Here is a 26,416-nt window from a genome sequence, read left to right on the forward strand (position 1 = left end):
AATGAAGTCGTACATCGTGGGCGTCGGCATGACGAAGTTCGAGAAGCCGGAGTCGAGGGACTGGCAGTACTGGGACATGGCGAACGAGGCCGGGTCCGCGGCGCTGGCGGACGCGGGGGTGGGGTACGACCAGGTCGAGCAGGTGCCGGTGGGGTACTGCTTCCAGGCCTCCACGGCCGGCCAGCGGGCGGTGTACGAGCTGGGGCTGAGCGGGGTCCCGGTCTACAACGTGAACAACAACTGCGCGACGGGCTCGACGGCGCTGATGATGGCGCGGCAGTTCGTGGAGGGGGGCATCAGCGACTGCGTGCTGGCGCTGGGCTTCGAGAAGATGAAGCGCGGGGCGTTGGGGGGCGGGGCGGACGGCGGCGACTTCAAGACGTCGCCGGTCGCCCGGCACTACGGGATCATGGCCGCCGGGCACGGCTTCGAGATGTCCCCGCCGACCGCTCAGATATTCGGGAACGCGGCGCGGGAGCACATGGAGCGGTACGGGACCACGGCCGCGCAGCTGGCGGCGGTCGGCGCGAAGAACCACCGGCACTCGGCGAACAATCCGAACGCGCAGTTCCAGGACGTGTACTCGGTGGAGGAGATCCTGGCGGCGAAGGAGATCCATTCGCCACTGACGAAGCTGCAGTGCTCGCCCACCTCCGACGGGGCGGCGGCCGCGGTGGTGGTCTCGGAGCGGTTCGTCGTGCGGCACGGGCTGCACGACAAGGCGGTGGAGATCGTCGCCCAGTCGATGACCACGGACACGGAGGCGTCGTTCTCGTCGGGTTCGTGCATCGACGTGGTCGGCAAGCCGATGACGGCGGCGGCGGCGCGGCAGGTGTACGAGGCGTCCGGGCTCGGCATCGAGGACGTCGACGTGATCGAGCTGCACGACTGCTTCTCGGTGAACGAGCTGCTGACGTACGAGGCGTTGGGGATGTGTGCGGACGGGGGTGCCGGGAAGCTGGTGGAGTCGGGCGCGACCACGTACGGCGGGCGGTGGGTGGTCAACCCCTCCGGGGGCCTGATCTCGAAGGGGCACCCGCTGGGCGCGACGGGGCTCGCGCAGGCGGCGGAGCTCGTGTGGCAGCTCCGCGGCGAGGCGGGGGGCCGCCAGGTGCCGGGGGCCCGGGTGGGCTTGGCCCACAACATCGGCCTGGGGGGTGCTGCGGTGGTGACCTTGCTACGGAAGTAGCCCGTCTGCGTCTGCGTCTGCGTCTGCGTCTGAGGCACGGGGGCCGGGGCTCCGCCGGCCTGGCGGGGCTGGGTTGTGCGGTGCGGCTCACAGACCGGGGCTCCGCCCCGGGCCCCGCGCCTCAAACGCCGACGGGGCTGGAGTGTGTCGGGCGGGGCTGGAAGGTGCCTGGTGGGGCTGGGTTGTGCGGTGCGGCCTACTGACTGGGGCTCCGCCCCGGGCCCCGCGCCTCAAACGCCGGCGGGGCTGGAAGGTGCCTGGCCGGGCTTGGGGTGTGCCGGGCGGGGGTGACGTTCCCTGAGGGCAATCCCGTCGCGCCGAGAGGACGGCGTGAGCCGGAATTCAGCCCCGCCGGCGCTTGAGGCGCGGCGCGGAGCGCCGTCGGGGGTCGGGGCGGAGCCCCGGGCTTTGAGCCGAGTGGGGGGGGCGGGCCGCGGCACGGAACAGCCTCGCCGGCGATGCGCGGGCGGAGCCACGGCGCCCGGCCCCACCCGGCGGTCAGCCAAGGGCCGGGTCCACCACCGTTTCGCCCATCGAGGCCCGGCGGATCGCGTCCGCCAGGTCCTCCACCGGGCCGTCGCGCAGGACCAGCCCCGCTGCCCCCGCCCCGAGCACCGCGGCCCCCAGCCCAGGGTGCGCCGAACCCGTCAGGACCAGGACCCGGCATTCCGGGTCCTCCGCCAGCAGCCGCGCCACCGACTCGGCGTCCTCCACCAGGGCCACCGTCGGCCGCCCCAGCAGGTCCCGTACGACCTCGATGTCCGGCTGGAGGCCGAGCTGGAGCGCCAGGGCCGGGTTCGGGGGATCCAGCAGGACGCGCAGCGCACGGGCCTGGCGGTGTTCAACGGGCATTTCGTCCACCCGGAAACCCTATCTGACGTGAAGTCAGGAGTCCGTCCGCGAGTCCCCCCCGTGAGTCTTCCCAACTATCGGGGCGTGCGTTATACATTCCCTCACCGGTCAGGTTAGAACGCGTTCTAGAACCAGCCGGCCCCGCATACGACCTCGGTGCGGCCGACGGTGCGGACGGCCGCACCGAGGTCTTCCACGGCCCCAGTTCTTCAACGACAGGGAGCAGCACCCTCATGCCGATCGATGCCGCCAGGGCCCTCGCCGCCGACCCCCGCCAGGGGGACATCGCCTGGGACCACAAGGACATCCAGCTCTACCACCTCGGCCTCGGCGCCGGCGTCCCCGCCACCGACCCCGACGAGCTGCGCTACACCCTGGAGTCCAAGCTCCACGTCCTGCCCAGCTTCGCCACCGTCGCCGGCGCCGGCATGGCCATGATGGGCGGCCTGGCGGCCCCGGGCATCGACGTCAACCTCGCCGCCGTCCTGCACGGCGGCCAGTCCATCGAGCTGCACCGGCCGATCCCCGTCAAGGGGCGGGCCACCTCCTCGGCCAAGGTCGCCGCCGTCCACGACAAGGGCAAGGCGGCAGTGATCGTCCTGCGCACCGAGGTCGCCGACGCCGACGGGCCGCTGTGGACCAGCGACGCGTCGATCTTCGTACGGGGAGAAGGCGGGTTCGGCGGTGACCGCGGGCCCTCCGTCAGGGAGGAACTGCCCGAGCGCGCCCCCGACCGCGTCGAGGAGCGGCACATCCGTGAGGAGCTGGCGCTCCTCTACCGCCTCTCCGGCGACTGGAACCCCCTGCACGCCGATCCCGAGTTCGCGAAGCTGGCCGGCTTCGACAAGCCGATCCTGCACGGCCTGTGCTCGTACGGGACGACCCTCAAGGCCGTCGTCGACACGGCCCTCGGCGGGGACGTGTCCCGGGTCCGCGCCTACCGCACGCGCTTCGCCGGGATCGTCTTCCCCGGCGAGACGCTGCGCATCCGGATGTGGCAGGAGCCCGGCCGCGTCCTGGTGTCGGTGACCGCCGTCGAACGGGACGACGCGCCGGTCCTCGCCGACACCGTCGTCGAACACGCGTAATCCAAGACCGGACTGAAGGAGCCGCACCGTGCGCGCAGCACTGCAGAGCGAGATCGGCCAGGACAAGCTCGAAGTGGTCGACGACATGGAGGCCGTGGGGCTCGGTCCCGGCAAGGTGAAGATCCGGATCAAGGCCACCGGCTTGTGCCACTCGGACCTCTCCGCGATGAGCGGCGTCCTGCCGCAGCCCGCCCCCTTCGTCCCGGGCCACGAGGGGTCCGGAGTGATCTCCGACGTCGGCGACGGGGTGACCGGCCACAAGGTGGGCGACCGCGTACTCGTCTGCTGGCTGCCGCCGTGCGGCCACTGCCCGTCCTGCAAGCGCGGCCAGGGCCACCTGTGCCTGGAGAGCCTGGTCAACGCGGGCACCCCCAACTTCCGCCGCGCGGGCGGTGACATCTTCGGCTTCGCCGCCACCGGCACCTTCGCCGAGGAACTCGTGGTCGACGCCAAGTGCGCCGTCCCGATCCCCGACGACCTGCCCCTCGACATCGCCGCGCTCATCGGCTGCGGCGTCACCACCGGCCTGGGCGCGGCCATCAACACCGCCAAGGTGGAGGCCGGGTCCTCGGTCGCCGTCATCGGGTGCGGCGGTGTCGGCATATCCGTCATCCAGGGCGCCAAGGTCCAGGGCGCGGGGCAGATCATCGCCGTCGACCCGGTGGAGTCGCGGCGCGAGGCCGCCCTGCGGTTCGGCGCCTCCGAGGCGGTCGCCCCCGACGCCTTCGACGACGCCAAGAACCGGATCACCGGCGGCGAGGGCTTCGACTACGTCTTCGAGGTCGTCGGCAAGTCCGCCACCGCGCAGACCGCGTACAAGATGACCCGGCGCGGCGGCAGCGTCGTCATCGTCGGCGCGGGCGCCCTGGACGACACCTTCCAGATCGACATGTTCTCGCTCTTCTTCGACGAGAAGAAGATCCTGCCCTCGATGTACGGCGGCGGGGACGTGCTCCGTTCCTACGAGCGCACCATCGCGCTGTGGCGGGCAGGCCGGGTGGACCTGGCGGGCCTGATCACGCACCGGGTGCAGCTCGCCGAGATCAACGACGCCCTCGACCAGATGCGTACGGGCGTGGCCCTGCGCACCTGCATCGAACTCTGACGCCCCGTCGACCAGCTCTGAGAGGAACCGTACGGATGTCACTGCCACTTGAGGGACTCTCCGCCGTCGTCACGGGCGCGGGCCGCGGGCTCGGCCGGGCCGAGGCGATCGAGCTCGCACGGCTCGGCGCGAGCGTGGTCGTCAACGACTTCGGGCAGCCGGGCCGGGACGGCTCCGGGGAGGCCTCGGCCGCCCCGGCGGAGGAAGTGGCCGAGGAGATCCGCGCCGCGGGCGGGCAGGCGGCCGCGCACCTGGGCGACGTGGCCGACTTCGAGCAGGCGCGCGAGCTGGTCGACCTGGCGGTGAGCAGCTTCGGCAAGCTCGACATCCTGGTCAACAACGCCGGCATCCTGCGCGACCGGATGGTCTTCTCGATGTCCGAAGCGGAGTGGGACTCGGTGATCCGGGTCCACCTCAAGGGCCACTTCAACACCACGCACTTCGCGTCCGTGCACTGGCGCGAGCGCTCGAAGGCGGCGGGCGGCCCGGTCTACGGCCGGATCGTCAACACGTCGTCCGAGGCCTTCCTCGGCGGCTCGGCCGGCCAGCCGAACTACGCGGCGGCCAAGGGCGGCATCGTGGGCCTGACCACGTCCACCGCCCTTGCCCTCGCCAAGTACGGGGTGACGGCCAACGCCATCTGCCCGCGCGCCCGCACCCGGATGACCGAGGACGTCTTCGCCGGCTTCCAGGTCCCGGAGGAGGGCAAGCTGGACGCCCTCGCCCCCGAGCACGTCTCCCCGCTCGTGGGCTACCTGGCCTCACCAGCCGCCGCGAAGGCCAACGGGCAGCTGTTCGTCGTGCACGGCGGGATCGTGGTCGTGATGGAACGGCCGAAGGTGGCGGCGAAGTTCGACACGACCAAGGAGGCCTTCTCGTACGAGGAACTCGACGAGGTCCTGACCCCGCACTACGACTCCCGCCCGGCGAACGAGACCTTCGCCGCCGTGGAAGTGCTGGGACTCAAGCACGGCTGATACGGCGGATCGGGCCGGCGGGCCGACCCGGCGGGTCCGGGTCGGCGGGGCCGGGTCGTCACAGCGGCGCCTGCTGGAGCGGGATCGGGCGGGTCGGGGCCGGCGGGGCGGCGTCCAGGCGGACCGGTGGGGGAGGGGAGACCGGCAGGGTCATCCCGACGATCCCGCAAGGGACGTCGGGGGTCGCGTACGGGAGGTGCAGGCGGCCCTGCGGACTCCACAGGCCCGTCCCGCCGAGCCAGCCCGCCGGGGCCCCGAGCCGGAAGACGCGCCGGTCGGCGGGGCGCCACAGACCGATGCTCCCCCAGCCAGCGCCGGGGGTACCCTCACCCCCGGGCAGCCGCAGGGCCACTCCGCAGGTCTCCGGCATCAGCGCCTGGCCCGGCTGCACGGCGAACGGGTGCGCGTCCCCCAGCCGCAGACACTCCGGGAAGCGGACCGGCAGGGAACTGCCCAGCACCCCCCAGCCCAGACGCGGTTCACCCGGCGCGTCGGAGCGGATCAGCAGCAGTCCGCTGTCCGGGTCGGCCAGCAGCAGCCGGTCGTCGCTGCCGTCGGTGATCTGGAGCAGCGGGGAGACCTCGCCGCCGCGCCCCAGGTCCACGGCGACGGCCTTGGTGGTGCCGTCCAGCTCGCGGTCCAGGGCCAGCATCCGGCCCACGCGGTCCAGCCAGACCCCGCCGGAGCACCGGCCCGGGATCCGGGCGACCTGCTCCGGCCCGAAGCCGCCGCCGGCAACCCGCCAGACCGTGGTTCCGGCGTCGGTCACGGCCAGGGCGAAGGCGCCGGTGCCGCCCGGGGACGGGGGCAGCAGGCGGACCCGTACGTCCTTCCCTTGCTCCGGCTGTACCGCGCCCAGCTGGAGCTCCCCGGTGCGCGGCCCGGCCGCGGCGCCCGTGGGGTACAGGAGCGCGAAGGCGTGCCGCTCCGCCACCCGCCGGTGGATCAGCACCCGCCCGTCGGTCAGCGGCAGCAGCTCGCTGTCGGCCTCCTCGGGCTGCGCGAGCGGCAGCGGTACCGCGTACGGTTCGGGGCCGGCCAGGGTCCAGCGCTCCGCGTAGAGCGCCTCGCCGTCCCCTGCGAGCCGGGCGGCGTACGACCCGTCCGCGGCGATCGTGAACGGGGCCGTGGTCGTCATCTTGATGGCACAGACAGTCATCCGGGCCGTCACCTCCGGTGAGGAAGCTAGTTTTCGCACTTCGTGCCGAACAGGGCGACCAACTCCGCTTCACACATACGGGTGGCCGCGCGGCAATTCGTCTGTGGTGGAGGAGGTGATTGTGCTGTGCGATATCGGGGCGTTTGGGGTGCGGAACCGGTTCGGCCGAGGACCTGAGAGCGTCGAGATCGGCCCGGAGTGGATGGACGCGGCCGCCGCCGACCGGATCTTCACGGGCGTCTCCGGGGCCAGGGAGAGGACCGGGCCCGTGCGTGTGCGGGGCCAGGGACGAGACCGAGCCCGGCTGGGCGGGGCCAGGGACGAGACCGAGCCCGGCTGGGCGGGGCCAGGGACGAGACCGAGCCCGGCTGGGCGGGGCCAGGGACGAGACCGAGCCCGCCAGGAACCGGCCGACGAGCAGTCGGGCCATGGGGCGGGCGCCACGGACGGTAGCCTTGGCCCGTGCCCCGTCTCTCTGAAGTCATCGCCGCGCTGGACGCTCTCTGGCCCCCCTCGCGGGCCGAGCAGTGGGATGCCGTCGGCACCGTCTGCGGCGACCCCGAAGCCGAGGTCTCCCGGGTGCTCTTCGCCGTGGACCCCGTACAGGAGATCGCCGACGAGGCGGTGAAGCTGGGCGCCGACCTGATCGTCACCCACCACCCCCTCTACCTGCGCGGCACCACGACCGTCGAGGCCGGCACCTTCAAGGGCCGCGTCGTGCACACGCTGATCAAGAACGACATCGCGCTGCACGTCGCCCACACCAACGCCGACACCGCCGACCCCGGTGTCTCCGACGCCCTCGCGGGAGCCCTGGACCTGCGGATCACCGGCCCGCTGGTGCCCGACGCCACCGATCCCACGGGCCGCCGGGGCCTGGGCCGGATCTGCGAACTGGACCAGCCCCAGACCCTGCGCGAGTTCGCCGCCCGCGCCGCGGCCCGGCTGCCGGCGACCGCCCAGGGCATCCGTGTCGCCGGCGACCCGGACGCGCCGATCCGCCGCGTCGCCGTCAGCGGCGGCTCCGGCGACAGCCTCTTCGAGCAGGCCAGGGCCGCGGGCGTGGACGTCTTCCTGACCGCCGACCTGCGCCACCACCCGGTGTCCGAGGCCCGCGAGCAGAGCCCGCTCGCCCTCGTCGACGCCGCCCACTGGGCCACCGAGTGGCCCTGGTGCGAGCAGGCCGCCGCGCAGCTCGACGCGATCTCCGAGCGCCATGGCTGGGGCCTGCGTACCCATGTCTCGCGCACGGTCACCGACCCGTGGACGGCGCACGCGCCGTCCGTCACACCCACCTCTATCTCTGGAGCCCCCAACTGAACGCCGAGCCCGCCGACCAGATCCGACTTCTCGACGTCCAGGCCCTGGACGTCCGGCTGTCTCAGCTCACCCACAAGCGCAAGTCGCTGCCCGAGCACGCCGAGGCCGACTCGCTGACCAAGGACCTCACCCAGCAGCGCGACCTGCTCGTCGCCGCCCAGACGCAGGCCAGCGACGCCGCCCGCGAGCAGACCAAGGCCGAGCAGGACGTGGACCAGGTGCGCCAGCGCGCGGCCCGCGACCAGCAGCGCCTGGACTCCGGCGTGGGCATCTCGGCCCGGGACCTGGCGAACCTGCAGAGCGAGGTCGTCTCCCTGGCCAAGCGGCAGGGCGACCTGGAGGACGTGGTCCTGGAGGTCATGGAGCGCCTGGAGGCCGCGCAGGAGCGGGTCACCGAGCTCACCGACCGCGTCTCCGGCCTGGAGACCAAGCTGGCGGACGCCATCGCACGCCGTGACGCCGCCGCCGGAGAACTCGACGCCGAGGCCGCCAAGATCGCCAAGGACCGCGAGGTCATCGTCGCGTCCATGCCGGCCGACCTGATGGCGCTGTACGAGAAGATCCGCGTCAAGCAGGGTGGGGTCGGCGCCGCGCGCCTGTACCAGCGCCGCTGCGAGGGCTGCCGCCTGGAGCTCGACATGGCCGAGGTCAACGAGATCAAGGCCGCGGCCCGCGACCAGGTCGTGCGCCACGAGAACTGCGGCCGCATCCTGGTCCGTACGGCCGACTCGGGCATCTGATGCCGGGGCTTGTCCGGTTCGTCGTGGAGGCGGACGGCGGCTCCCGGGGCAACCCGGGGCCCGCCGGCTACGGCGCTGTCGTCCTCGACCCGGTGACGGGCGAGACGCTGGCCGAGCGCGCGGAGTACATCGGCGTCGCGACGAACAACGTGGCGGAGTACAAGGGCCTGATCGCCGGGCTCAGGGCGGCGCGGGAACTGGCGTCGGACGCGCAGGTCCTGGTCCGGATGGACTCCAAGCTGGTCGTCGAGCAGATGTCCGGCCGCTGGAAGATCAAGCACCCGGACATGAAGCCGCTCGCGGCGGAAGCGGCGACGATCCTGCCCCGCTCCCAGGTGAAGTACGAGTGGATCCCGCGGGAGCGGAACAAGCACGCGGACCGGCTCGCCAACGAAGCCATGGACGCGGGCAAGCGCGGCAAGCAGTGGGAGCCGTCCGCCTCGACGGCCGCCCTGGACACGTCGGCGGCGCGGTCCCTGGCCACGCCCCCGCCCTCCGGCCCGCCCGGAGACGCCGCGGCGGGTGCGGCGGCCGTACGCGCGGCCCTCGCCTCCGGCGGTGGTACGGGCGGCGGGGTGGCCCAGGCCGCGGCCACGCGCGCCGGCTCCGCCGAAGCGGGCGGCGCCGACACCCTGTTCGGCGAAACCGTGACCCTCGCGCCCGGCCGGGCCCCCGCCGCCGCGGGGCGCGTCCCGGCCCCCGCGGCCGACGCGAGCTCGGCCGGTACCGTCGCCTCCGGCACCCACGGCGGCACGAACGCCACGGCAACCGCCCCGGCGGCCGGCCCGGGCTGGGGGCCCGACATGGGCACCCCCGCCACCTTCGTGCTGCTGCGCCACGGCGAGACCGCCCTCACCCCGCAGAAGCGCTTCTCCGGGAGCGGCGGCACCGACCCCGAGCTGTCACCGGCCGGGCGGCGCCAGGCCTCGGCCGTGGCCGAGGCGCTCGCCGCACGCGGCACCGTGCAGACGGTCATCAGCTCCCCCCTGCGCCGCTGCCGCGAGACCGCGCAGGCCGTCGCCGACCGCCTCGGCCTCGACGTGACCGTCGAAGAGGGCCTGCGCGAGGTGGACTTCGGCGCCTGGGAGGGCCTGACCTTCGCCGAGGTGCGCGAGCGGTTCCCCGACGACCTCCAGGCGTGGCTGGACTCCCCGAAGGCGGCCCCCACGGGCGGCGGCGAGAGCTTCATGGCCGCCACCCGCCGGATCTCGGCGACCCGTGACCGGCTGCTCGCCGCGCACGCGGGCCGTACGGTACTGCTGGTCACCCACGTGACCCCGGTCAAGATCCTGGTCCGCCTCGCCCTGGGCGCCCCTCCGGAATCCCTGTTCCGCATGGAGCTCGCGGCCGCCTCCCTGTCGGCGGTGGCCTACTACGCCGACGGCAACGCCTCGGTCCGGCTGCTGAACGACACGTCCCACCTGCGCTAGCCGCTCACGCGAAGAGGCCCCCGCCACCGGCAGTCCGGCGGCGGGGGCGTCATTCCCACCCGGCCGGCGTCAGGGTGCGGGCTTGAGGTGGATGAGGGCTTCCACGGACTCGCCCAGAGCACGAGCCATCGTGTGGGCCGCGGCCCGGGCGGAGAGGATCTGGCTGTTCGCCTGCCGCGCGTACCGGCGGGGCTGCTGGCCGTTCGTGGTGGCCCAGCCGTCTCCCTGCCGGTCGATGTGCCGCTCCATGTGGCGCAGTGCGTCTTCGAGGTGGCCGGCGAGGTCGCGCAGGCTCTGGGCCACGGAAGCGATTTCGGCCGGGCTTCCGTAGGCGTCGCGGGGGTCTTTGGTCGCTTCGGCGAGTTCGCGTATGAGCGCGGCGGCGGCCGCCGCGTGGGCAGGGTGATCGGTCATGAAGACGAGCGTGCCGCATCTGGTGCCCCTCCGAGGGGCGTTTGCGTCAGCTGCCGGGATCCGGGCGGCCGCGCGTGTGCGGTCACGAAAAAAGGAACGTCCGATCCGGGGAAACCCCCAGGTCAGACGTTGTGTGGCAGACGAGCCGGCCTGTACGCCGGGTTCTGTCACCCGGTGACCTCGCGGTCGCCGGGGAGACGGCCATCCATCTAGGACCGGCGTTGCCGCCGGCCTCGTGCGGTCTACCCGCGAACTCGGGCGAGCAGCCCTCAAGCGTCCGCGCAGACCCGTCCGGAGACGGATCCTCTTGACCTTGCTCCGGGTGGGGTTTACCTAGCCGTCTGAGTCACCTCAGGCGCTGGTGGTCTCTTACACCACCGTTTCACCCTTACCGAGGACCGAAGTCCCCGGCGGTCTGTTTTCTGTGGCACTGTCCCGCGGGTCACCCCGGGTGGGCGTTACCCACCACCCTGCCCTGTGGAGCCCGGACGTTCCTCGGCGGGATCCGGAGATCCCGACGCGGCCGCCCGGCCGACTCGTCTGCCGTGGCGACCATGTTACCGGCTGTGCCGTCGCGGCTTGACCTTGACGCAGCGGCAGGGTTTCTACTGGAGGGCATGCGGATCGGAGAGATCGCCGCGTTGGTCGGGGTCACCACCCGGGCGATCCGGCACTACCACCATGTCGGGCTGCTCCCGGAGCCGGAGCGGCGACCCAACGGCTATCGGGCCTACAGCGTCCGCGACGCCGTACTGCTGGCCCGCGTACGCAGGCTCACCGAGCTCGGGCTGAGCCTCGACGAGGTGCGGGACGTCCTCGCGGACGATGCCGGGCGCGAACTGGCCGACGTACTCGAAGAGCTCGACGCCGACCTGGCCCGTCAGGAGGCCGAGATCGGCGAGCGCCGGCGGCGGCTCGCGGCGCTGCTGGCCGCGGCGCCCGGGGAGGGCGAGCCGCTCTCGCCCGCGCTCGCCGCGCTGCTGGCGCAGACGCCGCCGACGGACTCGCCGGCCGCGGCGAAGGACCGCGAGCACCTGACGCTGCTCGACGCCTCGGGTTCCGGCGGCGAGGAGCTCTACGCCGCACTCGGGCCGCTGGCCACCGATCCCGCGGTGCTCGCCCTGTACGAGCGGCTGGACGCCCTCGCCGACGCCGCCGTGGACGACCCGCGGATCCCGGCCCTGGCCGCGGAGCTGGTCGCGGCCGTCCCCGACGAGGTGTTCGCCGCGATCCCCGCCGGAGGGGCGGTCGTGGCCGGTTTCAAGGAGGCGCTGCTCGCCGAGTACGCCCCCGCACAGGCGGAAGTCGTACGACGGGTGATGGAAGCGTTCGTGGAGAGGGGACGTGGGTGAGCGGGAAACGGGCCGCGAGGGCAGCGGCGGTCGCCGTCGTACCAGGAGAGCTGGCGCTGGTGGTCTGCCTGGCAGCCGGGGTACGGATCCCCGGGTCGGCCCTGGCGGCCGCCGAGGCGCTGGTGCTCGCCGTGCTGCTGCTGGAGGCCTGGGTGCTGCGCTCGTTGTACGCCGCCGCGCGCGCGGGCGGCGCCGGGCCCCGAGCGGCCTGGTGGGCGGCCGTACACGCCGTGGTCCCCGTGCAGGTGCGGCGGCTGCTGCGACACGAGTTGCGGGCCACCGCCGCGCTCGGCCGGTGGGTGCTGCGCCGCAAGCACGGGGTCCGGGCCGGGGACCTCGCCGCCGGGTACACGGGACCGCAGACGGCCATGATGTACGGGATGGTCTTCGTGTCGGTGGTCGAGACGGTCTGCCTGGCCCTCCTCATCCCCTGGCCCGCCGTCCACCGGGTGGTCCTCGTCCTCGACGTGTACGGGGTCCTGATCGTGCTGGCCCTGCACGCCGCCTGCGTCACCCGGCCGCACGTGGTCCGGCCGGACGGCTCGCTGCTGATCCGCTACGGGGCCCTCTTCGACCTGTCCGTCCCGGCAGACGCCGTGGCCTCGGTGCGGGTCGACCGGCGCTACCCCGAGGGGCGGCTCGTCACGGTGTCCGAGGACGGGGTGCTCGACCTGATCGTGGGCAGTCAGACCTCGGTGACCGTGGAGCTGAGTCGCCCGCTCCCGTTCACCCGCCCGCTCGGCGGCCGGGGAGAGGCACGGACCATCCGGTTCCACGCGGACGACCCGCGCGCGATGGTCACCGCCCTCAGGCAGCCTGCGTCATAGGCCCGCGCAGGTCAGGACCCGTAGGCCGGAGCAGGTCAGGAGCCGTAGGTCAGCCGGCCCGCGTGATCAGGCCTCGCAGGACGGGCCGGGTCGGGGCGGGCCGGGCCGGGGCGGGTCAGGCCGGGGCGAACAGGACCTTTGCCGTGCCCGGGTCCGCCTCCGCCAGGCGGACCCGCAGGCGCTCACCGAGCGGCAGATTCCGCGAGGGGGACACGACACGGCCGACCACCGCCGGGTCCGTCAGATGGACGGTGCCCACCAGGGGCTCCCGGTCGTCGACGTCGATCACCGTCGCCTCGAACACCTCCCCGACGCGGTCCTTGAGCAGGGCGGCCTCGACCAGGTCCACGCACTCCCGCTCGGCCGTGTTGGCGAACCGGGTGCCGTCCGCCATCTCCTTGGGGAGCGCGTCCAGGGCCGCCACCGCCCACCGGGGCGGCTCGGCTCCGGCCACCGCCGCCACGCACAGCTCGCCCGCGTACCGGTCGACCAGCCGGCGCAGCGGCGCCGTGCAGTGGGCGTACGGGGCCGCGACCGCAGCGTGGAGCGCCGGGTCCGGGCTCTCGCCGCCGGTGAAGACCGTGTAGCCGGCGCCGCGCAGCAGGGCCGTGCACTCCTGGAGGAAGGCCGCGTGGTCGGGGCGGTGCGGGTCGAGCGAGCGCACGAGTTCGGCGTACGGGACGTGGTGCGGCCAGTCGATCCGCAGGGCCTTCGCCGCCCGCCGGAGCCTGCCGACGGCGCCGTCGGGTGCGGTGGGCAGGGTGCGCAGGATGCCGGTACCGGCGGCCAGCATCAGATCGGCGGCGGCGATGCCGGTCATGAGGGAGATCTGGGCGTTCCAGCCGTCCGCGGGGAGCGGGGCGCGGTAGGCCAGGGTGTACGAGCCCCCGTCCGCGACGATCTCCTGCTCGGGTACGTTCAGTGAGATGCCGCCGCGCTCCACTTCGAGGGCCTCGCGGAGCAGGCCGACGTCCTTGAGGAGGGCGAGGGGCTCCTCCGCCGTGCCGGTGTCGATGGCCTTCTGGACGCCGTCGTAGTCCAGCCTGGCCCGGCTGCGTACGAGGGCGCGGTAAACGTCGGTGGTCTCCACGCGGCCCTCGGCGTCGAGGTCGAGGCGCCACAGCAGTGCGGGGCGGGTCTGGTCGGGCAGCAGGCTGGCAGCGCCCTCCGAGAGCACGGCCGGGTGCAGCGGGACCTTCACGTCGGGGAAGTAGAGGGTGGTGACGCGGCGGTGGGCCTCGGCGTCCAGCGGGCCGCCCGGGGTGACGAAGGCGGCGACGTCGGCGATGGCGTAGTGGACCCGGAAGCCGCCGGCGGGCCGTTTCGCCAGGTGCATGGCCTGGTCGAGGTCGACGGAGGCCGGGGGGTCGATCGTGAAGAAGGGGATGTCGGTGGCGTCGGCCTCGGGCAGGCGCGGTTCCCGGGCCGCCCGCCCGGCCTCGGCGAGCACCTCGGCCGGGAACTCCTCCGGCACGTCCAGCTTCGTCCGCAGTTCACGCAGCGCCGCCCGCAGGGCAGTCCCGTCTGCGCCGGTCATGTGCATATGACGGCGTGGCATGGATCGAGCCTATGGGCGCTGGGCCCGGACGGCATGGCGAGCCGTCTACCCTGGCTGCGGGGCCGCATCCCCTGCGCCGTGTCGTACTGAAGGAGAACCACCGTGCTCGTGCTGCTGCCGCCGTCCGAAGGAAAGGCCGCCGGCGGCTCCGGCGCACCGCTGATGCCGGAGGCGCTGTCGCTGCCGGGTCTGGCCCCGGCCCGTGCGGCCGTCCTGGACGAGCTGGTCGAGCTGTGCGCCGCCGACGAACTCAAGGCGCGCGAGGTGCTGGGCCTGAGCGAAGGGCTGCGGGGCGAGGTCGCGAAGAACGTGGAGCTGCGGTCGGCGGCGGCCCGGCCTGCGGGGGAGATCTACACCGGTGTGCTGTACGACGCCCTGGGGCTGGCCGATCTGACGCCGGGCGCGCGCCGGCTGGCGCAGGACGCGCTGCTCGTCTTCTCGGGGCTGTGGGGCGCGGTGCGGATCACCGACCGGATCCCGTCGTACCGCTGCTCGATGGGCGTGAAGCTGCCGGGGTGCGGGGCGCTGGGTGCGTACTGGCGGGGGCCGATGGCGGAGGCGCTGCCGGCTGTCGCCGGGGACGGGCTGGTGCTGGACCTGCGGTCGGCGGCGTACGCGTCGGCGTGGAAGCCGAAGGGGGAGACGGCGGGGCGGACGGCGACCGTGCGGGTGCTGCACTCGCAGGTGGTGGACGGGGTGGAGAAGCGGTCCGTGGTGAGCCACTTCAACAAGGCGACCAAGGGCCGTCTGGTCCGGGACCTGCTGGTCTCGGGCTCCGCCCCGGAGTCGCCGGCCGAGCTGGTCACGGCCCTGCGGGACCTGGGCTACGCCGTCGAGGCCGAAGCCCCTGCGAAGCCCGCGAAGCCGTGGTCCCTCGACGTGGTCGTCACCCAGATCCACCACTGACCCACCGGTGCCGCTGACTGCCGTGGCTCCGCCCGTGCCTCATTCGCCGGCGGGGGCGAAAGACTGTGGGTCCGCCCGCGCCTCAATCGCCGGCGGGGCTGAGGAGTGCGGCCCCGCTGCTGAAGGGTGCCCGACAGGGATGGCTCTCGGCTGAGCTGCGCTCGTGCGTGTGGCCCAGCGGGCCCGACTGCGCGCAGCGCGATGTCAGGCTCGCCGAGCGGACGGCATCGGCCACATCCAGGCTCGCCGACGTTCGAGGCGCGGGGTCCGGGGCGGAGCCCCAGGGATCCGGGCGAAGCCCGGGGGCGCTTGCGCAGCGGCGCCGCGCCCGCCGGGCCGTACGCGCGAGCGCAGCTCGGCCAAGGTCCGGGTCCGGGGCCTGGTGCGCGCGTCGCAAGGCGGAGGAGCGAATCGACGCGGTGGGGGCACCTCCCAGCGGTAGCTGGGGAAGTCGATGACCGACGACAACGCGGCGAGCGGGCCCGCCAGGCCCCGCCGGCCAGACGGGACCTTGACGACACGACCTAGCGGCCCAGGGGCCAGGCCACCGCCGCCGGGGTCTGGGAGGCGGTGCCCGCGTACGTGGCGCAGGCGTCCGTCAGGGTTTCCAGGAGGGTGAGGGGGTCCGGGAGGGGGTGTTCCATGCCGCGCAGCCAGGTGACCGACTGGTCACCGGGGAGGGCCGCCGGGGGGACCAGGACGTAGCTGCCGCGGCAGTGCCACCGCAGGCCCGGGTGTTCGTCCATGGTCTCGGGGTGGCAGTCCAGTTCGCAGGGCCACCACTCGTCCTCGTCCTCGGGGGTCCCGCGGGTGGCGGTGAAGAAGAGCATCCGGGCCTGCTCGCCCGTGCCGCCCGACTCGGCGACCGGGCCGACCTCGATGCCCGCCTCCAGCAGGCGGGCGAGTGCGGCGGTGCCGGCTTCCAGCGGGACGTCGAGCACGTCGTGGACCATGCCGGTCGCGGTGATGAAGTTGGCCTGGGGCTGGTTGCGCGCCCACCGCTCGACCTGCGCGCGGTCGGTGGTCGACTGGGTCTGCCAGGCGAAGGAGAGGGGGTGCCGTGCGGGCGTCGGACAGCCGATCCGGTCGCAGGAACAACGGTAACCGGCGGGGTGGGCGGCGGGGGCGAGCGGCAGACCGGCCGCGGCGACGGCCAGGAGCAGCGCCTCGCGCTCTCGTCCGGGATCCTCGGCGACGGGTTTCGGCCGCCGGCGCAGCCACTGGGAAATCCTGCTCTGCTCGCCGCGTTGGACGCGGCCGGACTCAGACCCCATCTATCCCCTCACCTCACCGTATCCCCGGCGGACCTTCAAATGGTCCCACCATCCTGCGCCCCAGGTGACCGGTCTCGGTGGCCGGGGGGTTGGGGATGGGTAACAGGAGGCCCCTACATAAGCATAAAATTCGGGCATATGTTCCCGCTTGTCCGTCGGTTGCCCGCCGGTTAACGGCCGGTGACGTTTGACACCCCGCCCAGCACCCGGTCCACCAGGGCGTCGGTGTAGGCGTGCGTCAGCGGCGCCGTCCGCAGCAGCCAGCGGTACGTCAGCGGACCCAGCAGCATCTCCACCGTCAGCCGCAGATCCGTCTCCGGCGCGAGCTGCCCGGCCTCCCGGGCCGTGCGCAACCGCGCCTCGTACAGGGCGAGCTGTGGCTCCAGCAGCTGCTCGGTGAAGCGGGCGCCGAGCTCGGGGTCGGTCGCCCCGGCCGCGGTCAGGGCGCGCGCGGGGGCCTCGTACTTCTCGTCGAGCAGCTCGTCCACCGTCGCCCGCAGCACGTGCTTCAGGTCGGCCGCGAGGTCCCCGGTGTCCGGGAAGCCGGCCCACTCGGCCGCCGTCCCGGCGTCCCCCGCGAGCGCCAGGGAGGCGTCCAGCAGCACGGCGGCCTTCGACGGCCACCAGCGGTAGATGGTCTGCTTGCCGACCCCGGCGCGGCCCGCGATGGCCTCGATGGTCAGCTTGTTGTAGCCGACCTCCCCGACCAGGGCGAGCGCCGCGTCGAGGATGGCCCGCCGGGAGCGGTCGCTGCGGCGGCTGGCGTCAGGGGTCTTGGTCATGTCCTGAAAGTATCAACCGAGACGTCTCGTCTTCCTCTTGCCCGGTAAACCACCCAATCAGTTCACTGCGTTGTCCCGCTTGAGGAGAGACGATTCTCTCCACACTCGTCCCGAGTCGTGTAAGTCGAGTGCAAGTCGTGAGGAGCCTTCTTTGCGCAGAGACGCCACACCCCGGCGCTACCTGATGTGCCCACCCGCACACTTCAAGGTCACGTACTCCATCAATCCGTGGATGGACCCCACGAAACCGGTGGACCTGCCCCTCGCACACGCCCAATGGGAAGACCTGAGGGACCGCTACCGCGCCCTCGGACACACCGTCGAAACCCTCGTACCGGACCCCGCGCTGCCCGACATGGTCTTCGCGGCGAACGGCGCCCTCGTCGTCGACGGCCGGGTGCTCGGCGCCCGCTTCGCCCACCCGGAACGGGCCGCCGAGGCCGAGATCCACCTGGACTGGTTCCGCAGCCACGGCTACCGGGACGTCCACGAGCCGTCCCACGTCAACGAGGGCGAGGGCGACTTCGCCGTCACCGCCACCTACATCCTGGCCGGGCGGGGCTTCCGCTCCAGCCCGCTCTCGCACGACGAGGCCCAGGAGTTCTTCGGCCGCCCCGTCATCGGCCTCGACCTGGTGGACCCGCGCTACTACCACCTGGACACGGCCCTGTGCGTCCTCGACGGCGACGAGGTCATGTACTACCCGCCCGCGTTCTCGCCGGGCAGCCAGGCCGTGCTCAAACGCCTCTTCCCCGACGCGCTGCTCGCCGACGGCCCGGACGCGGCCGCCCTCGGCCTCAACGCGGTCTCGGACGGCCGGCACGTCCTGCTCCCACAGGCGGCGACCGGGCTGCTGGCGCCCCTGCGGGACCGGGGGTTCGAACCGGTCCCGATGGACCTGGGGGAGCTGCTCAAGGGTGGTGGCAGCGTGAAGTGCTGCACCCAGGAGCTGCGGCCGTAACTATGCGGACGGCGGCCACTCCTGGCCCCAGTCGGCGTCCCGCGCCGCCTTGTAGAGATCGCCGTGGCGCTTGGTCACGTTGACCCGGGTCAGGCCTGACGAGTCACCGCTCTCAGGGCCGCACAGCTCCAGCAGGACGAGCCCCTTCCGGATCTGCGGCCTCCGCGTGATCCGGAAGGCGGCGCGCTCGGCCGGGAAGCGGGTCGCGGCGACGTAGCTGAACTTCTCGTCCTCGTACGGGAGGGAGCCGCCCTTGACCTGCCGGTGCAGCGAGGACCGGCTGACCCGCGCCGAGAAGTGGCACCAGTCCTGGCCGACCTCGATCGGGCAGGTCCCGTCGTGCGGGCAGGGGGCGGCGACCCGCAGCCCGGCCGCGATCAGCTGGTCGCGGGCCTCGCGGATGCGGAGGTAGCCCTCCGGCGTGCCCGGCTCGATCAGCACGACGGCCTGGCCGGCCCGTGCCGCCTCGGCGACGACGGCCGTCCGTGCCTGCGGGGTCAGCTCGCCCAGCACGTACGAGACCGTCACCAGGTCGGCGTCGGGAAGGGCCAGGCCGGAGCCGATGACGGCCCGCCGCCAGGCCGCTGCGCGCAGGGCCTGCGAGCCGGAGGCGGCCGCCAGCTCCTTGCCGAGGGCCAGGGCCGGCTCCGCCCAGTCCAGCACCGTGGTCTCCCGCGGCCCGTCCCAGGTGGCGTCCACGGCCCAGGTTGCCGCGCCCGTACCGCCGCCCACGTCCACGTGGGAGCCCGGCGTCCAGCCGGGCGCCGCCTCTGCGAGGCCGTCCAGGGCGGCCCGGACGGCCTCGAAGGTGGCCGGCATCCGGTAGGCCGCGTACGCCGCCACGTCGGAGCGGTCGCGCAGGACGGGCGCGTCGGTCGGGGTCTGCCCCCGGTAGCTGGCGATGAGCCGCTCGACGGCGGCCGCGGCCTGCTTGGGCGGGAGGCCGTCGAGCAGCCCGCCGAGCGTGCTGCGGAGGGTCTCGGCGGTGGTGGGGGCGGAGGCGTTCACCTGCCGAGTTTACGGCGTCGGGTGGCGCGGCCTCGCGCGGGTCGTCCGCGCCCGGCTGCCGGCACTCGGGCCCGGACCCCCGCGCCTCAAGCGCCGGCGGGGCTGGGGCTGCCCCGGCCCAGGCCAGCCGGGCTGCGCCCGGACCAGAGCTCCGCCCCAGACCCCGCGTCTCAAACGCCGGCGGGGCCGGAGTTGCCCTGCGGGCCTCCAGTTCGCCCGCCAGGGGCCTGGGCCGGCGGTCGGCTAGGCCGCCGCCTCGCGGATCTGCCAGGGCCGGCACAGAACGAGGAAGCAGGTCACCGACAGGAAAGCGCACGTCAGCTGGACCATGGCCATCGGGACCGCCGTGTCCTCGCCCGCGATGCCGACCAGGGGGGAGGCGACGGCGCCGACCAGGAAGGAGGACGTGCCGAGGAGGGCGGAGGCCGATCCCGCCGCGTGCGGGGTCCGCATCAGGGCCTGCGCGTTGGTGTTCGGCAGCACCACGCCCATCGCCGACATCAGCACGAACAGCGCGGCGGCGATCGGGACCAGCCCGACCTCCCCGAACACCCCGGTCGACATCAGCAGCAGCGCCACCGCCGCCGCCGTGATGGTTCCGAGCCCGACGGCCAGGGCCTTGTCCAAGCTGACCCGGCCGACCAGCAGCTTGCCGTTGATCTGGCCGACGGCGATCAGGCCGACGGAGTTGACGCCGAACAGCAGGGCGAAAGCCTGCGGCGAAGCCCCGTAGATCTCCTGCACCACGAACGGCGAGGCGGAGATGTACGAGAACAGCACCGCGAAGGCGAAGCCGCCGGTCAGGGTGTAGCCGGTGAAGACGCGGTCGCCGAGCAGCCCGCGCATGGTCCGCAGCGCGGCGCCGAGGCCGCCCGTCTGCCGCCGCTCGGGCGGCAGGGTCTCGTCGAGGCTGCGCCACACCGTCAGCGTGAGCACGAGGCCGACCCCGGTGAGGACGACGAAGACCCCGCGCCAGTCGGCGAAGCGCAGCACCTGGCCGCCGATCAGCGGGGCGATGATCGGGGCGGAGCCGGATATGAGCATCAGGGTCGAGAAGAAGCGGGCCATCTCGACCCCGTCGTACAGGTCGCGTACTACGGCCCGGGCGATGACGATCGCGGCCGCGCCGGCCAGGCCCTGGAGCAGGCGGAAGCCGATCAGCATCTCGGTGGTGGGCGCGAGGGCGCATATCGCGGTGGCGAGGACGTACACGGCCATGCCGATGAGCAGGGGCCGGCGACGGCCCCACTTGTCGCTCATCGGCCCGATGACGAGCTGGCCCAGCGCCATGCCGGCGAGGCAGGCCGTGAGGGTGAGCTGGACGGTCGCGGCCGGGCTGTGCAGGACGCTGGTGACCTGCGGCAGGGCCGGCAGGTACATGTCCATGGACAGCGGGGGCAGAGCGGTGAGCCCGCCGAGTACGAAGGTGACGAGCAGCCCGGTGCGGCGTGCGGCCGTCAGGGGTGCGGCGGCTGCGGTGGGGGCGGAGGGCGATTCGGGTGACGGCTCGGATGAGGGGGCCGTCGCGGGGGCTCTCTCCGGCATGCGGAACTCCAGTCCTTTTATGTGCTTGTGCACCCCTGACCGACCCATGTTCTCAGCTATCGGAACGTCCGGGAGCCGCAGCCCCGTGTGACGTAGCCTGCGGGCCCATGAGCGAAAGTGCCGAGAAGATCGCTGTGGTGACCGGGGCCGGCTCCGGGATCGGCCGTTCCGTGGCCCTGACCCTGGCAGCGGCCGGCTGGGCCGTGGCCGTGGCGGGCCGCCGGACCGAGCCCCTGGAGGAGACGGCCGCAGCCGCCGGGGCAGGCGCCGACATCCTGTGCGTACGGACGGACGTCAGCGATCCGGACGACGTGAATGCTCTGTTCGAGGGGGTGCGCGAGCGGTACGGGCGCCTCGATCTGCTCTTCAACAACGCCGGCACCTTCGGGCCGGGCGGCGTCCCGCTGGAGGACATCACCTACGAAGCCTGGCGCTCGGTGGTCGACGTCAACCTGACCGGCGCCTTCCTGTGCGCGCAGGCCGCCTTCCGGCAGATGAAGCGCCAGCACCCGCACGGCGGCCGCATCATCAACAACGGCTCCATCTCGGCGCACGTGCCGCGCCCGAACTCCGTCGCCTACACGGCGACCAAGCACGCGATGACCGGCCTGACCAAGTCCCTGTCCCTGGACGGGCGCCCGTACCGGATCGCCTGCGGCCAGATCGACATCGGCAACGCGGCGACCGAGATGACCGAGCGGATGCAGACCGGCATCCTCCAGGCCAACGGGCAGCTGGCCGTCGAACCGGTGATGGACGCCGCCGACGTGGCACGCACGGTGCTGCACATGGCCGAACTCCCGCTGGAGGCGAACGTGCAGTTCGCGACGGTGATGGCGACGGCGATGCCGTACATCGGGCGCGGCTGAGCCGGTCCCCCGGCCGGGAGCCGGACGGGGCGGCACGGCGTGGGACGGCGTGGGACGACCTCGGCGGCAGGCGATGCCGGCGCCACCGGACGCCGCTGATCCCGGGAATGCCGGGCGCCGCTCCGAGAGTTGAGGCAATCATGACGACTGAAGTGCTGCGCTACACGGCTTTCTCCCACGATCCGGCGGGCGGCAACCCCGCCGGGGTCGTGCTCGACGCGAGTGCGCTGGACGACGCCCGGATGCTGGAGATCGCCGCCGGGCTGGGCTACAGCGAGACGGCCTTCCTGACCGCCCCGCCCGAGGGGCTCGGCGGCGAGCCCGGGCGGGCGTTCACCGTGCGGTACTTCAGCCCGAAGGCGGAGGTGCCCTTCTGCGGGCACGCCACCGTGGCCACCGCCGTGGCGCTGGCCGAGCGGATCGGACCCGGGGAGCTGGTCCTCGCGACGCGTGCCGGGACCGTGCCGGTGTCCGTCACCGCCGAGGAGGGGCGCCTGCGGGCGACCCTGACGAGCGTCGCACCGCACGTCGAGGAGATCGGCGCGGCCGACCTCGCCGAGGCGCTGGCCGCGCTGGACTGGCCGGAGGCGGACCTGGACCCGGCGTTCCCGCCCAGGATCGCCTACGCCGGAGCCCGCCACCTGGTGCTCGGCGCCGGTACCAGGGCCCGGCTCGCGGACCTCGCGTACGACTTCGCCCGGCTGGAGGCCCTGATGCGGCGCCTCGACCTCACCACCGTGCAGCTGGTGCACCGCGCGGGCCCGGCGGAGTTCCACGTACGGGACCCCTTCCCGGTCGGCGGCGTCGTCGAGGACCCCGCGACCGGGGCCGCCGCGGCCGCCTTCGGCGCGTACGCGCGCGAGCTCGGGCTGGTACCCGAGGAGGCGGTGCTCACCCTCCACCAGGGCGCGGACATGGGCCGGCCCGGGGTGCTCACGGTGGAACTGCGTGCCGGGGAACCGCGGGTGCGGGTGGGTGGCGGGGGCGTACGGATCCCGTGATGAAGGTGCAGGTCCACGAGGCCGCCGGGCTCCCGGCGGAGCTATGCGGCCAGGTCGCGGCCCTGGAGACCGAGGCCTGGCCGGGGTCCTCTCCCGGGCACGATCCGGCGCTGGCGCCGCGCGTCCTGCTGCTCGTCGACGGTGAGGGCACGGTGGCCGCCTCGCTGGCGCTGCTGTTCAAGGAGATCGAGGTCGCGGGGCGGACGTACCGCGCGGCCGGGCTGAGCGCGGTCGTGACGCGGGCCGCGCTGCGCGGCTGCGGGCTCGGCGGCCGGCTGGTGGCGGCGGCCCGCGCCGAGCTGGCGGCGGACCCGGCCGTGGACCTGGCGCTGTTCAGCTGCGACCGGCCGCTGACGCCGTTCTACGAGGCGGCCGGCTTCGCGCAACTGCCGGGCACGGTGCTGGTCGGCGGCACTCCCGAGGACCAGGAGCCGCCGGCCACCGACGGGCCGGGCTTCGACAAGGCGGTGCTGGCGGCCTTCTTCACGGCCACCCCGGAGCGGGACCGGGCCGCCTTCACCGGCGTCCGCGTCCCCCTGCACCCCGGAAACACCGACAGGCTGTGGTGACGGGCCCGCGAGCCCCTCACCACAGCCTGCCGGCTGAACCCGGTCGCCCGGTCGCCCGGTCACCTGTCAGCCGAGGTCAGCTGACCTGCGTGGCGTCCGCCGGCCGCGCCTTCGGGCCCGCCGGGCGCTTCGAGTCCGCGAAGAACAGCACCAGCACGGGGATCAGGTACAGCGCCCACACCGAGAGCTGCAGGACGGTGGGGTCCGGCTGGAAGTTGAAGACGCCCTTGAGCAGGGTCCCGTACCAGCTGTCCGGCGGCACGGTGGCGCTGATGTCGAAGGCCTTGTCGCCGAGGCCGCCCAGGAAGCGGGCCTCCTGCAGGTCGTGGACCCCGTACGCGAGCACGCCCGCGGCCACGACGACCAGCATGGCGCCGGTCCACTTGAAGAACTTCGCCAGGTTGATCTGGAGGGCGCCCCGGTAGAACAGGTAGCCCAGCACGATCGCCGTCGCGATGCCCAGCAGCACACCGATCAGCGGCGCCGAAGAGCCCTCGCCGCTGGCCCGTACCGACGCCCAGACGAACAGCGCGGTCTCCAGGCCCTCGCGGCCGACGGCCAGGAAGGCGGTGGCGACCAGCGCGCCGGTGCCCATCGCGAGCGCCGTGTCCAGCTTGCCGTGCAGCTCGGCCTTCAGATGCCGCGCGGTGCGCTTCATCCAGAAGACCATCCACGTCACCAGGCCCACCGAGATGATGGAGAGGGTGCCGCCGAGCAGCTCCTGCGCCTCGAAGGTCAGCTCCTGGGTGCCGAACTCGAGCATCGCGCCGAAGGTGAGCGAGAGCGCGCAGGCGATCCCGATGCCGATCCACACGGGACGCAGGGCGTCCCGGCGCCCGGTCTTCACCAGGTACGCGACGAGGATGCAGACGACCAGGCTGGCCTCCAGCCCCTCGCGCAGGCCGATCAGATAGTTGCCGAACACGGCGGTTGTTCCTCTCCGGCGGGGACTACGCGAACAGAGTCCGGCCCCACCAGTCGTCCTTGTCACGGACGCCCGGCGGGACGGCGAAGATCGCCGAACCCACGTGCTGGATGTATTCGTTGAGAACGTCGGACTTCGCCAGGTTGCGCTGGATCGGGATGAAGCCCTTGCGGACGTCGCGCTGGTAGGCGAGGAAGAACAGGCCCGCGTCGAGGCGGCCCAGACCGTCCGTGCCGTCCGTGAAGGAGTAGCCGCGGCGCAGGATCGTCGCACCGTTGTTGGTGTCCGGGTGCGCGAGGCGCACGTGCGCCTCCGGCTTCATCGCCTTCAGGAACGGCTCGTCGCGCTCCTTGGACTTGCCGACCGGGGCGCCCTCGCCCTTGTCGCGGCCGAAGATGTCCTCCTGCTCCTGCAGGGGGGTGCGGTCCCAGATCTCGATGTTCATCCGGATCCGCCGGGCCACCAGGTAGGAGCCGCCGGTCATCCACTCGCTGCCGTCGCCCGCGCCGACCCATACGTGCTTGTCCAGGGCGGCCTTGTCGGTGCCGGATATGTTCCGGGTGCCGTCCTTGAAGCCCATCATGTTGCGCGGGGTCTGCTCTTCGGGCGTGGTCGACGAGGTCTTGCCGAAGCCCAGCTGCGACCAGCGCACCACCGTCTTGCCGAAGCCGATGCGGGCCAGCTGGCGGATCGCGTGCACGGCGACCTGCGGGTCGTCGGCGCAGGCCTGGACGCAGAGGTCGCCACCGGAGCGGGCCGCGTCCAGGTTGTCGCCGGGGAACAGCTCCAGGTCGACCAGCGCCTCGGGGCGCTTGCCCTCCAGACCGAACCGGTTCTTGGCGAACAGGCCCGGACCGAAGCCGATGGTCAGGGTCAGGCGGGAGGCCTTCAGGCCCAGCGCCTCGCCGGTGTCGTCCGGCGGAGCCTCGGGAAGGCCGCCGAAGCCGCCCTCGCCGACCGGCTGACCGGCCGTCATGCGGCGGGCCGCCTCGGTCCACTCCTTGAGGAGCTGGACCAGCTCCTCGCGGCTCTTCGTCTTCACGTCGAAGGCCGCGAAGTGCAGACGGTCCTGCACGGCGCTGGCGATACCGGCCTGATGCTCACCGTGGAACGGCACGGCCGCCCCGGCGGCGGCCGCCGAGACCATGTCCGATCCGCTGCCGAACGCGGCCACCGCACCGCCGGCCGTGGCCGCGCCGAGCGCGAGCCCGGCCCCGCCCCAGCCCAGTACGGAACGCCGCGAGGGCGCGGACACTGCCGCGGACCCGCCGCCGTCCTGCTGCTGCTGCGGCTGCTGCGCCGCCGACCCCGATTCAGGCTCGGTCATCGTGTTCTCCCGCCTCCTTCGACTTCGGCCGTTACTTGGTGACCGCGGCGGCGAGCTTGGAGAGCGGCTCACCGAGGGCGCTGACGCCGTCCGAGAGCTCCTTGCGCTCCGCCTCGCCGACCTTGTCGTAGGCGGTGAAGTCGTAGGAGGTCTTGTCGGCGCGGTACTTGTCGAGCAGCTCGTTCATCGCCGCGAACTGGGTGTCCAGCTGCTTGGCGAGCTCCGGGTCGTTCTTCGCGGCGATCGGCTTGAGCAGCTCGTACGCCTTTTGCGCGCCCTCGACGTTGGCCTTGAAGTCGACCAGGTCGGTGTGGGAGTAACGCTCCTCCTCACCCGTGACCTTGCCGCTGGCGACCTCGTCGAGGAGCTCCTTGGCACCGTTGGCCATCGAGCTCGGGGTGATCTCCGCCGTGCCGACCTTCTTCTGCCAGTCGGTCAGGTCCGTGATGAGGGTGTCGGCGAGCTTCTTCTCCTCGTCGCCGATCTTGTTGTCGGCCCACAGGGCCTTCTCCAGGCGGTGCCAGCCGGTCCAGTCCTTCGCCGGGTCCTGGCCGGCCTCCAGGCCGTCCTCGCGGACGTCGACCTTCGGGTCGATGTCACCGAAGGACTCGGCGACCGGCTCGGTGCGCTCCCAGCCGATGCGGGAGGCGGCGTACAGCTTCTTCGCGGTCTCGACGTCGCCGGCCTTGACCGCGTCGGCGAAGGCCTGCGCCTTGGGGAGGGTCTCCTCGGCCTGCGTGACCACGTACGCGCGGTAGGCGGCGACCGCGGCGTCCGCCTCGGGGCTGCGCTTCTCCTCGGCGGCGCCCTTGCCGGTGGCCTTGACCTTCTGGCTGATGCCGTCGCCCTTCATGCCGGGCTTGCAGACGATCTCGTACTCGCCCGCCTTGATCTCGGCGGTGATGGAGGCCTTGGTGCCGGGGCCGATGTTCTCGCGCTCGGTCACGATGCGGGCGTCGGGGAAGAGGACGTAGACCTCGGTGACCTTCGAGCCCTTGTTCTCGACGTCGATCTGGACCTTGCCCGCCGGGAACTCCTTCTTCGACACGTCGCAGGCGCTGTCGGAGGCCGCCACCTTGATCGCGCCGTCGCCCGCACCGCTCTTCTCGGAGCAGCCGGTGACGGCGGTCAGGGCTGCTGCCACGGAGGCAGCGGCGATGACGGTGAGGCGGGCGGGGCGCATAGGGGCTCCTGGGCGTCGGACGTGGGGGCCGTCCCAAGGGGGAGAGGCCGGTGAG

25 protein-coding genes and 1 other RNA gene are annotated in these 26,416 nt (G+C 73.1%); 14 read left to right on the forward strand and 12 right to left on the reverse strand.

The window, feature by feature from the left end; all coding sequences use genetic code 11:
- The first annotated feature begins 1 nt into the window (after position 1).
- Entirely contained in the window at positions 2-1,189 is a 1,188-nt protein-coding gene (locus AB0D48_RS21135) for a lipid-transfer protein (protein ID WP_362398837.1), read from the forward strand.
- 498 nt (positions 1,190-1,687) lie between these two features.
- On the opposite strand, the gene AB0D48_RS21140 is transcribed toward AB0D48_RS21135, so the two are convergent.
- A complete protein-coding gene (locus tag AB0D48_RS21140; protein ID WP_362398840.1) occupies positions 1,688-2,041 on the reverse strand; it encodes a DNA-binding response regulator in 354 nt (117 codons plus the stop codon).
- Positions 2,042-2,274: 233 nt separating this feature from the next.
- Between AB0D48_RS21140 and AB0D48_RS21145 the strand changes: the two genes are divergently transcribed.
- From AB0D48_RS21145 to AB0D48_RS21155, 3 genes are read left to right on the forward strand one after another with little or no spacing between them, the layout of a single operon-like run.
- The gene (locus AB0D48_RS21145; protein WP_362398842.1) at positions 2,275-3,129 is read left to right on the forward strand and encodes a MaoC/PaaZ C-terminal domain-containing protein; all 855 of its coding nucleotides are present in this window, start codon (positions 2,275-2,277) and stop codon (positions 3,127-3,129) included.
- A gap of 28 nt (positions 3,130-3,157) precedes the next feature.
- Positions 3,158-4,234: a Zn-dependent alcohol dehydrogenase gene (locus AB0D48_RS21150; RefSeq protein WP_362398844.1), complete on the forward strand. Its 1,077-nt coding sequence runs from the start codon at positions 3,158-3,160 to the stop codon at positions 4,232-4,234.
- A gap of 35 nt (positions 4,235-4,269) precedes the next feature.
- Entirely contained in the window at positions 4,270-5,211 is a 942-nt protein-coding gene (locus AB0D48_RS21155) for a 3-oxoacyl-ACP reductase (RefSeq protein WP_362398847.1), read from the forward strand.
- Between the two features lie 58 nt (positions 5,212-5,269).
- Here AB0D48_RS21155 and AB0D48_RS21160 read toward each other — a convergent pair whose 3' ends face one another.
- Positions 5,270-6,370, reverse strand: a complete 1,101-nt coding sequence (locus tag AB0D48_RS21160; RefSeq protein ID WP_362398850.1) for a hypothetical protein — start codon at positions 6,368-6,370, stop codon at positions 5,270-5,272.
- Between the two features lie 462 nt (positions 6,371-6,832).
- Here AB0D48_RS21160 and AB0D48_RS21165 point away from each other — a divergent pair, with 462 nt between their 5' ends.
- From AB0D48_RS21165 to AB0D48_RS21175, 3 genes are read left to right on the forward strand one after another with little or no spacing between them, the layout of a single operon-like run.
- Positions 6,833-7,690, forward strand: a complete 858-nt coding sequence (locus AB0D48_RS21165; RefSeq protein ID WP_362398853.1) for a Nif3-like dinuclear metal center hexameric protein — start codon at positions 6,833-6,835, stop codon at positions 7,688-7,690.
- Entirely contained in the window at positions 7,687-8,430 is a 744-nt protein-coding gene (locus AB0D48_RS21170; RefSeq protein ID WP_362398954.1) for a C4-type zinc ribbon domain-containing protein, read from the forward strand. The genes AB0D48_RS21165 and AB0D48_RS21170 overlap by 4 nt, the downstream gene beginning before the upstream one ends.
- A complete protein-coding gene (locus AB0D48_RS21175) occupies positions 8,430-9,860 on the forward strand; it encodes a bifunctional RNase H/acid phosphatase (RefSeq protein ID WP_362398856.1) in 1,431 nt (476 codons plus the stop codon). The genes AB0D48_RS21170 and AB0D48_RS21175 overlap by 1 nt, the downstream gene beginning before the upstream one ends.
- Positions 9,861-9,929: 69 nt before the next feature.
- Here the strand turns inward: AB0D48_RS21175 and AB0D48_RS21180 are convergent, their stop codons facing one another.
- Together AB0D48_RS21180 and rnpB are read right to left on the reverse strand one after the other, a co-directional pair.
- Positions 9,930-10,274, reverse strand: coding sequence for a hypothetical protein (locus AB0D48_RS21180; RefSeq protein ID WP_362398859.1), 345 nt, complete (start codon positions 10,272-10,274; stop codon positions 9,930-9,932).
- A 137-nt stretch (positions 10,275-10,411) separates the two neighbouring features.
- Positions 10,412-10,813: RNase P RNA component class A (gene rnpB, locus AB0D48_RS21185), an RNA gene on the reverse strand.
- A 78-nt stretch (positions 10,814-10,891) separates the two neighbouring features.
- On the opposite strand from rnpB, the gene AB0D48_RS21190 reads away from it, so the two are divergent.
- Together AB0D48_RS21190 and AB0D48_RS21195 are read left to right on the forward strand one after the other, a co-directional pair.
- Positions 10,892-11,626, forward strand: a complete 735-nt coding sequence (locus tag AB0D48_RS21190) for a MerR family transcriptional regulator (protein WP_362398862.1) — start codon at positions 10,892-10,894, stop codon at positions 11,624-11,626.
- A complete protein-coding gene (locus tag AB0D48_RS21195) occupies positions 11,623-12,453 on the forward strand; it encodes a hypothetical protein (RefSeq protein ID WP_362398865.1) in 831 nt (276 codons plus the stop codon). The genes AB0D48_RS21190 and AB0D48_RS21195 overlap by 4 nt, the downstream gene beginning before the upstream one ends.
- Before the next feature lie 115 nt (positions 12,454-12,568).
- On the opposite strand, the gene AB0D48_RS21200 is transcribed toward AB0D48_RS21195, so the two are convergent.
- A complete protein-coding gene (locus tag AB0D48_RS21200; protein ID WP_362398868.1) occupies positions 12,569-14,011 on the reverse strand; it encodes an RNB domain-containing ribonuclease in 1,443 nt (480 codons plus the stop codon).
- A 102-nt stretch (positions 14,012-14,113) separates the two neighbouring features.
- Between AB0D48_RS21200 and yaaA the strand changes: the two genes are divergently transcribed.
- Positions 14,114-14,917 (forward strand): peroxide stress protein YaaA, encoded by an 804-nt coding sequence (yaaA, locus tag AB0D48_RS21205; RefSeq protein ID WP_362398871.1) that lies wholly within the window; start codon positions 14,114-14,116, stop codon positions 14,915-14,917.
- Positions 14,918-15,441: 524 nt separating this feature from the next.
- Here the strand turns inward: yaaA and AB0D48_RS21210 are convergent.
- The gene (locus AB0D48_RS21210; RefSeq protein ID WP_362398874.1) at positions 15,442-16,191 is read right to left on the reverse strand and encodes a bifunctional DNA primase/polymerase; all 750 of its coding nucleotides are present in this window, start codon (positions 16,189-16,191) and stop codon (positions 15,442-15,444) included.
- A gap of 170 nt (positions 16,192-16,361) precedes the next feature.
- Positions 16,362-16,973 (reverse strand): TetR/AcrR family transcriptional regulator, encoded by a 612-nt coding sequence (locus tag AB0D48_RS21215; RefSeq protein ID WP_362398877.1) that lies wholly within the window; start codon positions 16,971-16,973, stop codon positions 16,362-16,364.
- A 79-nt stretch (positions 16,974-17,052) separates the two neighbouring features.
- Here AB0D48_RS21215 and ddaH point away from each other — a divergent pair, with 79 nt between their 5' ends.
- Positions 17,053-17,934 (forward strand): dimethylargininase, encoded by an 882-nt coding sequence (ddaH, locus tag AB0D48_RS21220; protein WP_362398880.1) that lies wholly within the window; start codon positions 17,053-17,055, stop codon positions 17,932-17,934.
- Here ddaH and AB0D48_RS21225 read toward each other — a convergent pair whose 3' ends face one another.
- Together AB0D48_RS21225 and AB0D48_RS21230 are read right to left on the reverse strand one after the other, a co-directional pair.
- Positions 17,935-18,942 carry a small ribosomal subunit Rsm22 family protein gene (locus AB0D48_RS21225; protein ID WP_362398883.1) on the reverse strand — a complete coding sequence of 336 codons (1,008 nt, stop codon included), beginning with the start codon at positions 18,940-18,942 and terminating at the stop codon, positions 17,935-17,937. It lies immediately after the preceding gene.
- Positions 18,943-19,185: 243 nt separating this feature from the next.
- Positions 19,186-20,487, reverse strand: coding sequence for a multidrug effflux MFS transporter (locus AB0D48_RS21230; RefSeq protein WP_362398886.1), 1,302 nt, complete (start codon positions 20,485-20,487; stop codon positions 19,186-19,188).
- A 107-nt stretch (positions 20,488-20,594) separates the two neighbouring features.
- Between AB0D48_RS21230 and AB0D48_RS21235 the strand changes: the two genes are divergently transcribed.
- The 3 genes from AB0D48_RS21235 to AB0D48_RS21245 all read left to right on the forward strand — a co-directional run bounded on the left by AB0D48_RS21235 (position 20,595) and on the right by AB0D48_RS21245 (position 22,926).
- Complete coding sequence (locus AB0D48_RS21235) at positions 20,595-21,356, forward strand: SDR family oxidoreductase (protein ID WP_362398889.1); 762 nt, start codon at positions 20,595-20,597, stop codon at positions 21,354-21,356.
- 140 nt (positions 21,357-21,496) lie between these two features.
- Complete coding sequence (locus AB0D48_RS21240; RefSeq protein ID WP_362398892.1) at positions 21,497-22,357, forward strand: PhzF family phenazine biosynthesis isomerase; 861 nt, start codon at positions 21,497-21,499, stop codon at positions 22,355-22,357.
- Entirely contained in the window at positions 22,357-22,926 is a 570-nt protein-coding gene (locus AB0D48_RS21245; RefSeq protein ID WP_362398895.1) for a GNAT family N-acetyltransferase, read from the forward strand. The genes AB0D48_RS21240 and AB0D48_RS21245 overlap by 1 nt, the downstream gene beginning before the upstream one ends.
- A gap of 76 nt (positions 22,927-23,002) precedes the next feature.
- On the opposite strand, the gene efeU is transcribed toward AB0D48_RS21245, so the two are convergent.
- Genes efeU through efeO form a run of 3 tightly spaced genes read right to left on the reverse strand, consistent with a single transcriptional unit; the run spans position 23,003 to position 26,361 of the window.
- On the reverse strand, positions 23,003-23,851 hold the full coding sequence (efeU, locus tag AB0D48_RS21250; RefSeq protein ID WP_362398898.1) for an iron uptake transporter permease EfeU: 849 nt from the start codon (positions 23,849-23,851) through the stop codon (positions 23,003-23,005).
- A 25-nt stretch (positions 23,852-23,876) separates the two neighbouring features.
- Entirely contained in the window at positions 23,877-25,178 is a 1,302-nt protein-coding gene (gene efeB, locus AB0D48_RS21255; RefSeq protein WP_362398901.1) for an iron uptake transporter deferrochelatase/peroxidase subunit, read from the reverse strand.
- A 31-nt stretch (positions 25,179-25,209) separates the two neighbouring features.
- Positions 25,210-26,361: an iron uptake system protein EfeO gene (gene efeO / locus AB0D48_RS21260; RefSeq protein WP_362398904.1), complete on the reverse strand. Its 1,152-nt coding sequence runs from the start codon at positions 26,359-26,361 to the stop codon at positions 25,210-25,212.
- Positions 26,362-26,416: the final 55 nt, after the last annotated feature.

Source organism: Streptomyces sp. NPDC048269 (assembly GCF_040652395.1).
In the GTDB taxonomy this organism is placed as follows: domain Bacteria; phylum Actinomycetota; class Actinomycetes; order Streptomycetales; family Streptomycetaceae; genus Streptomyces.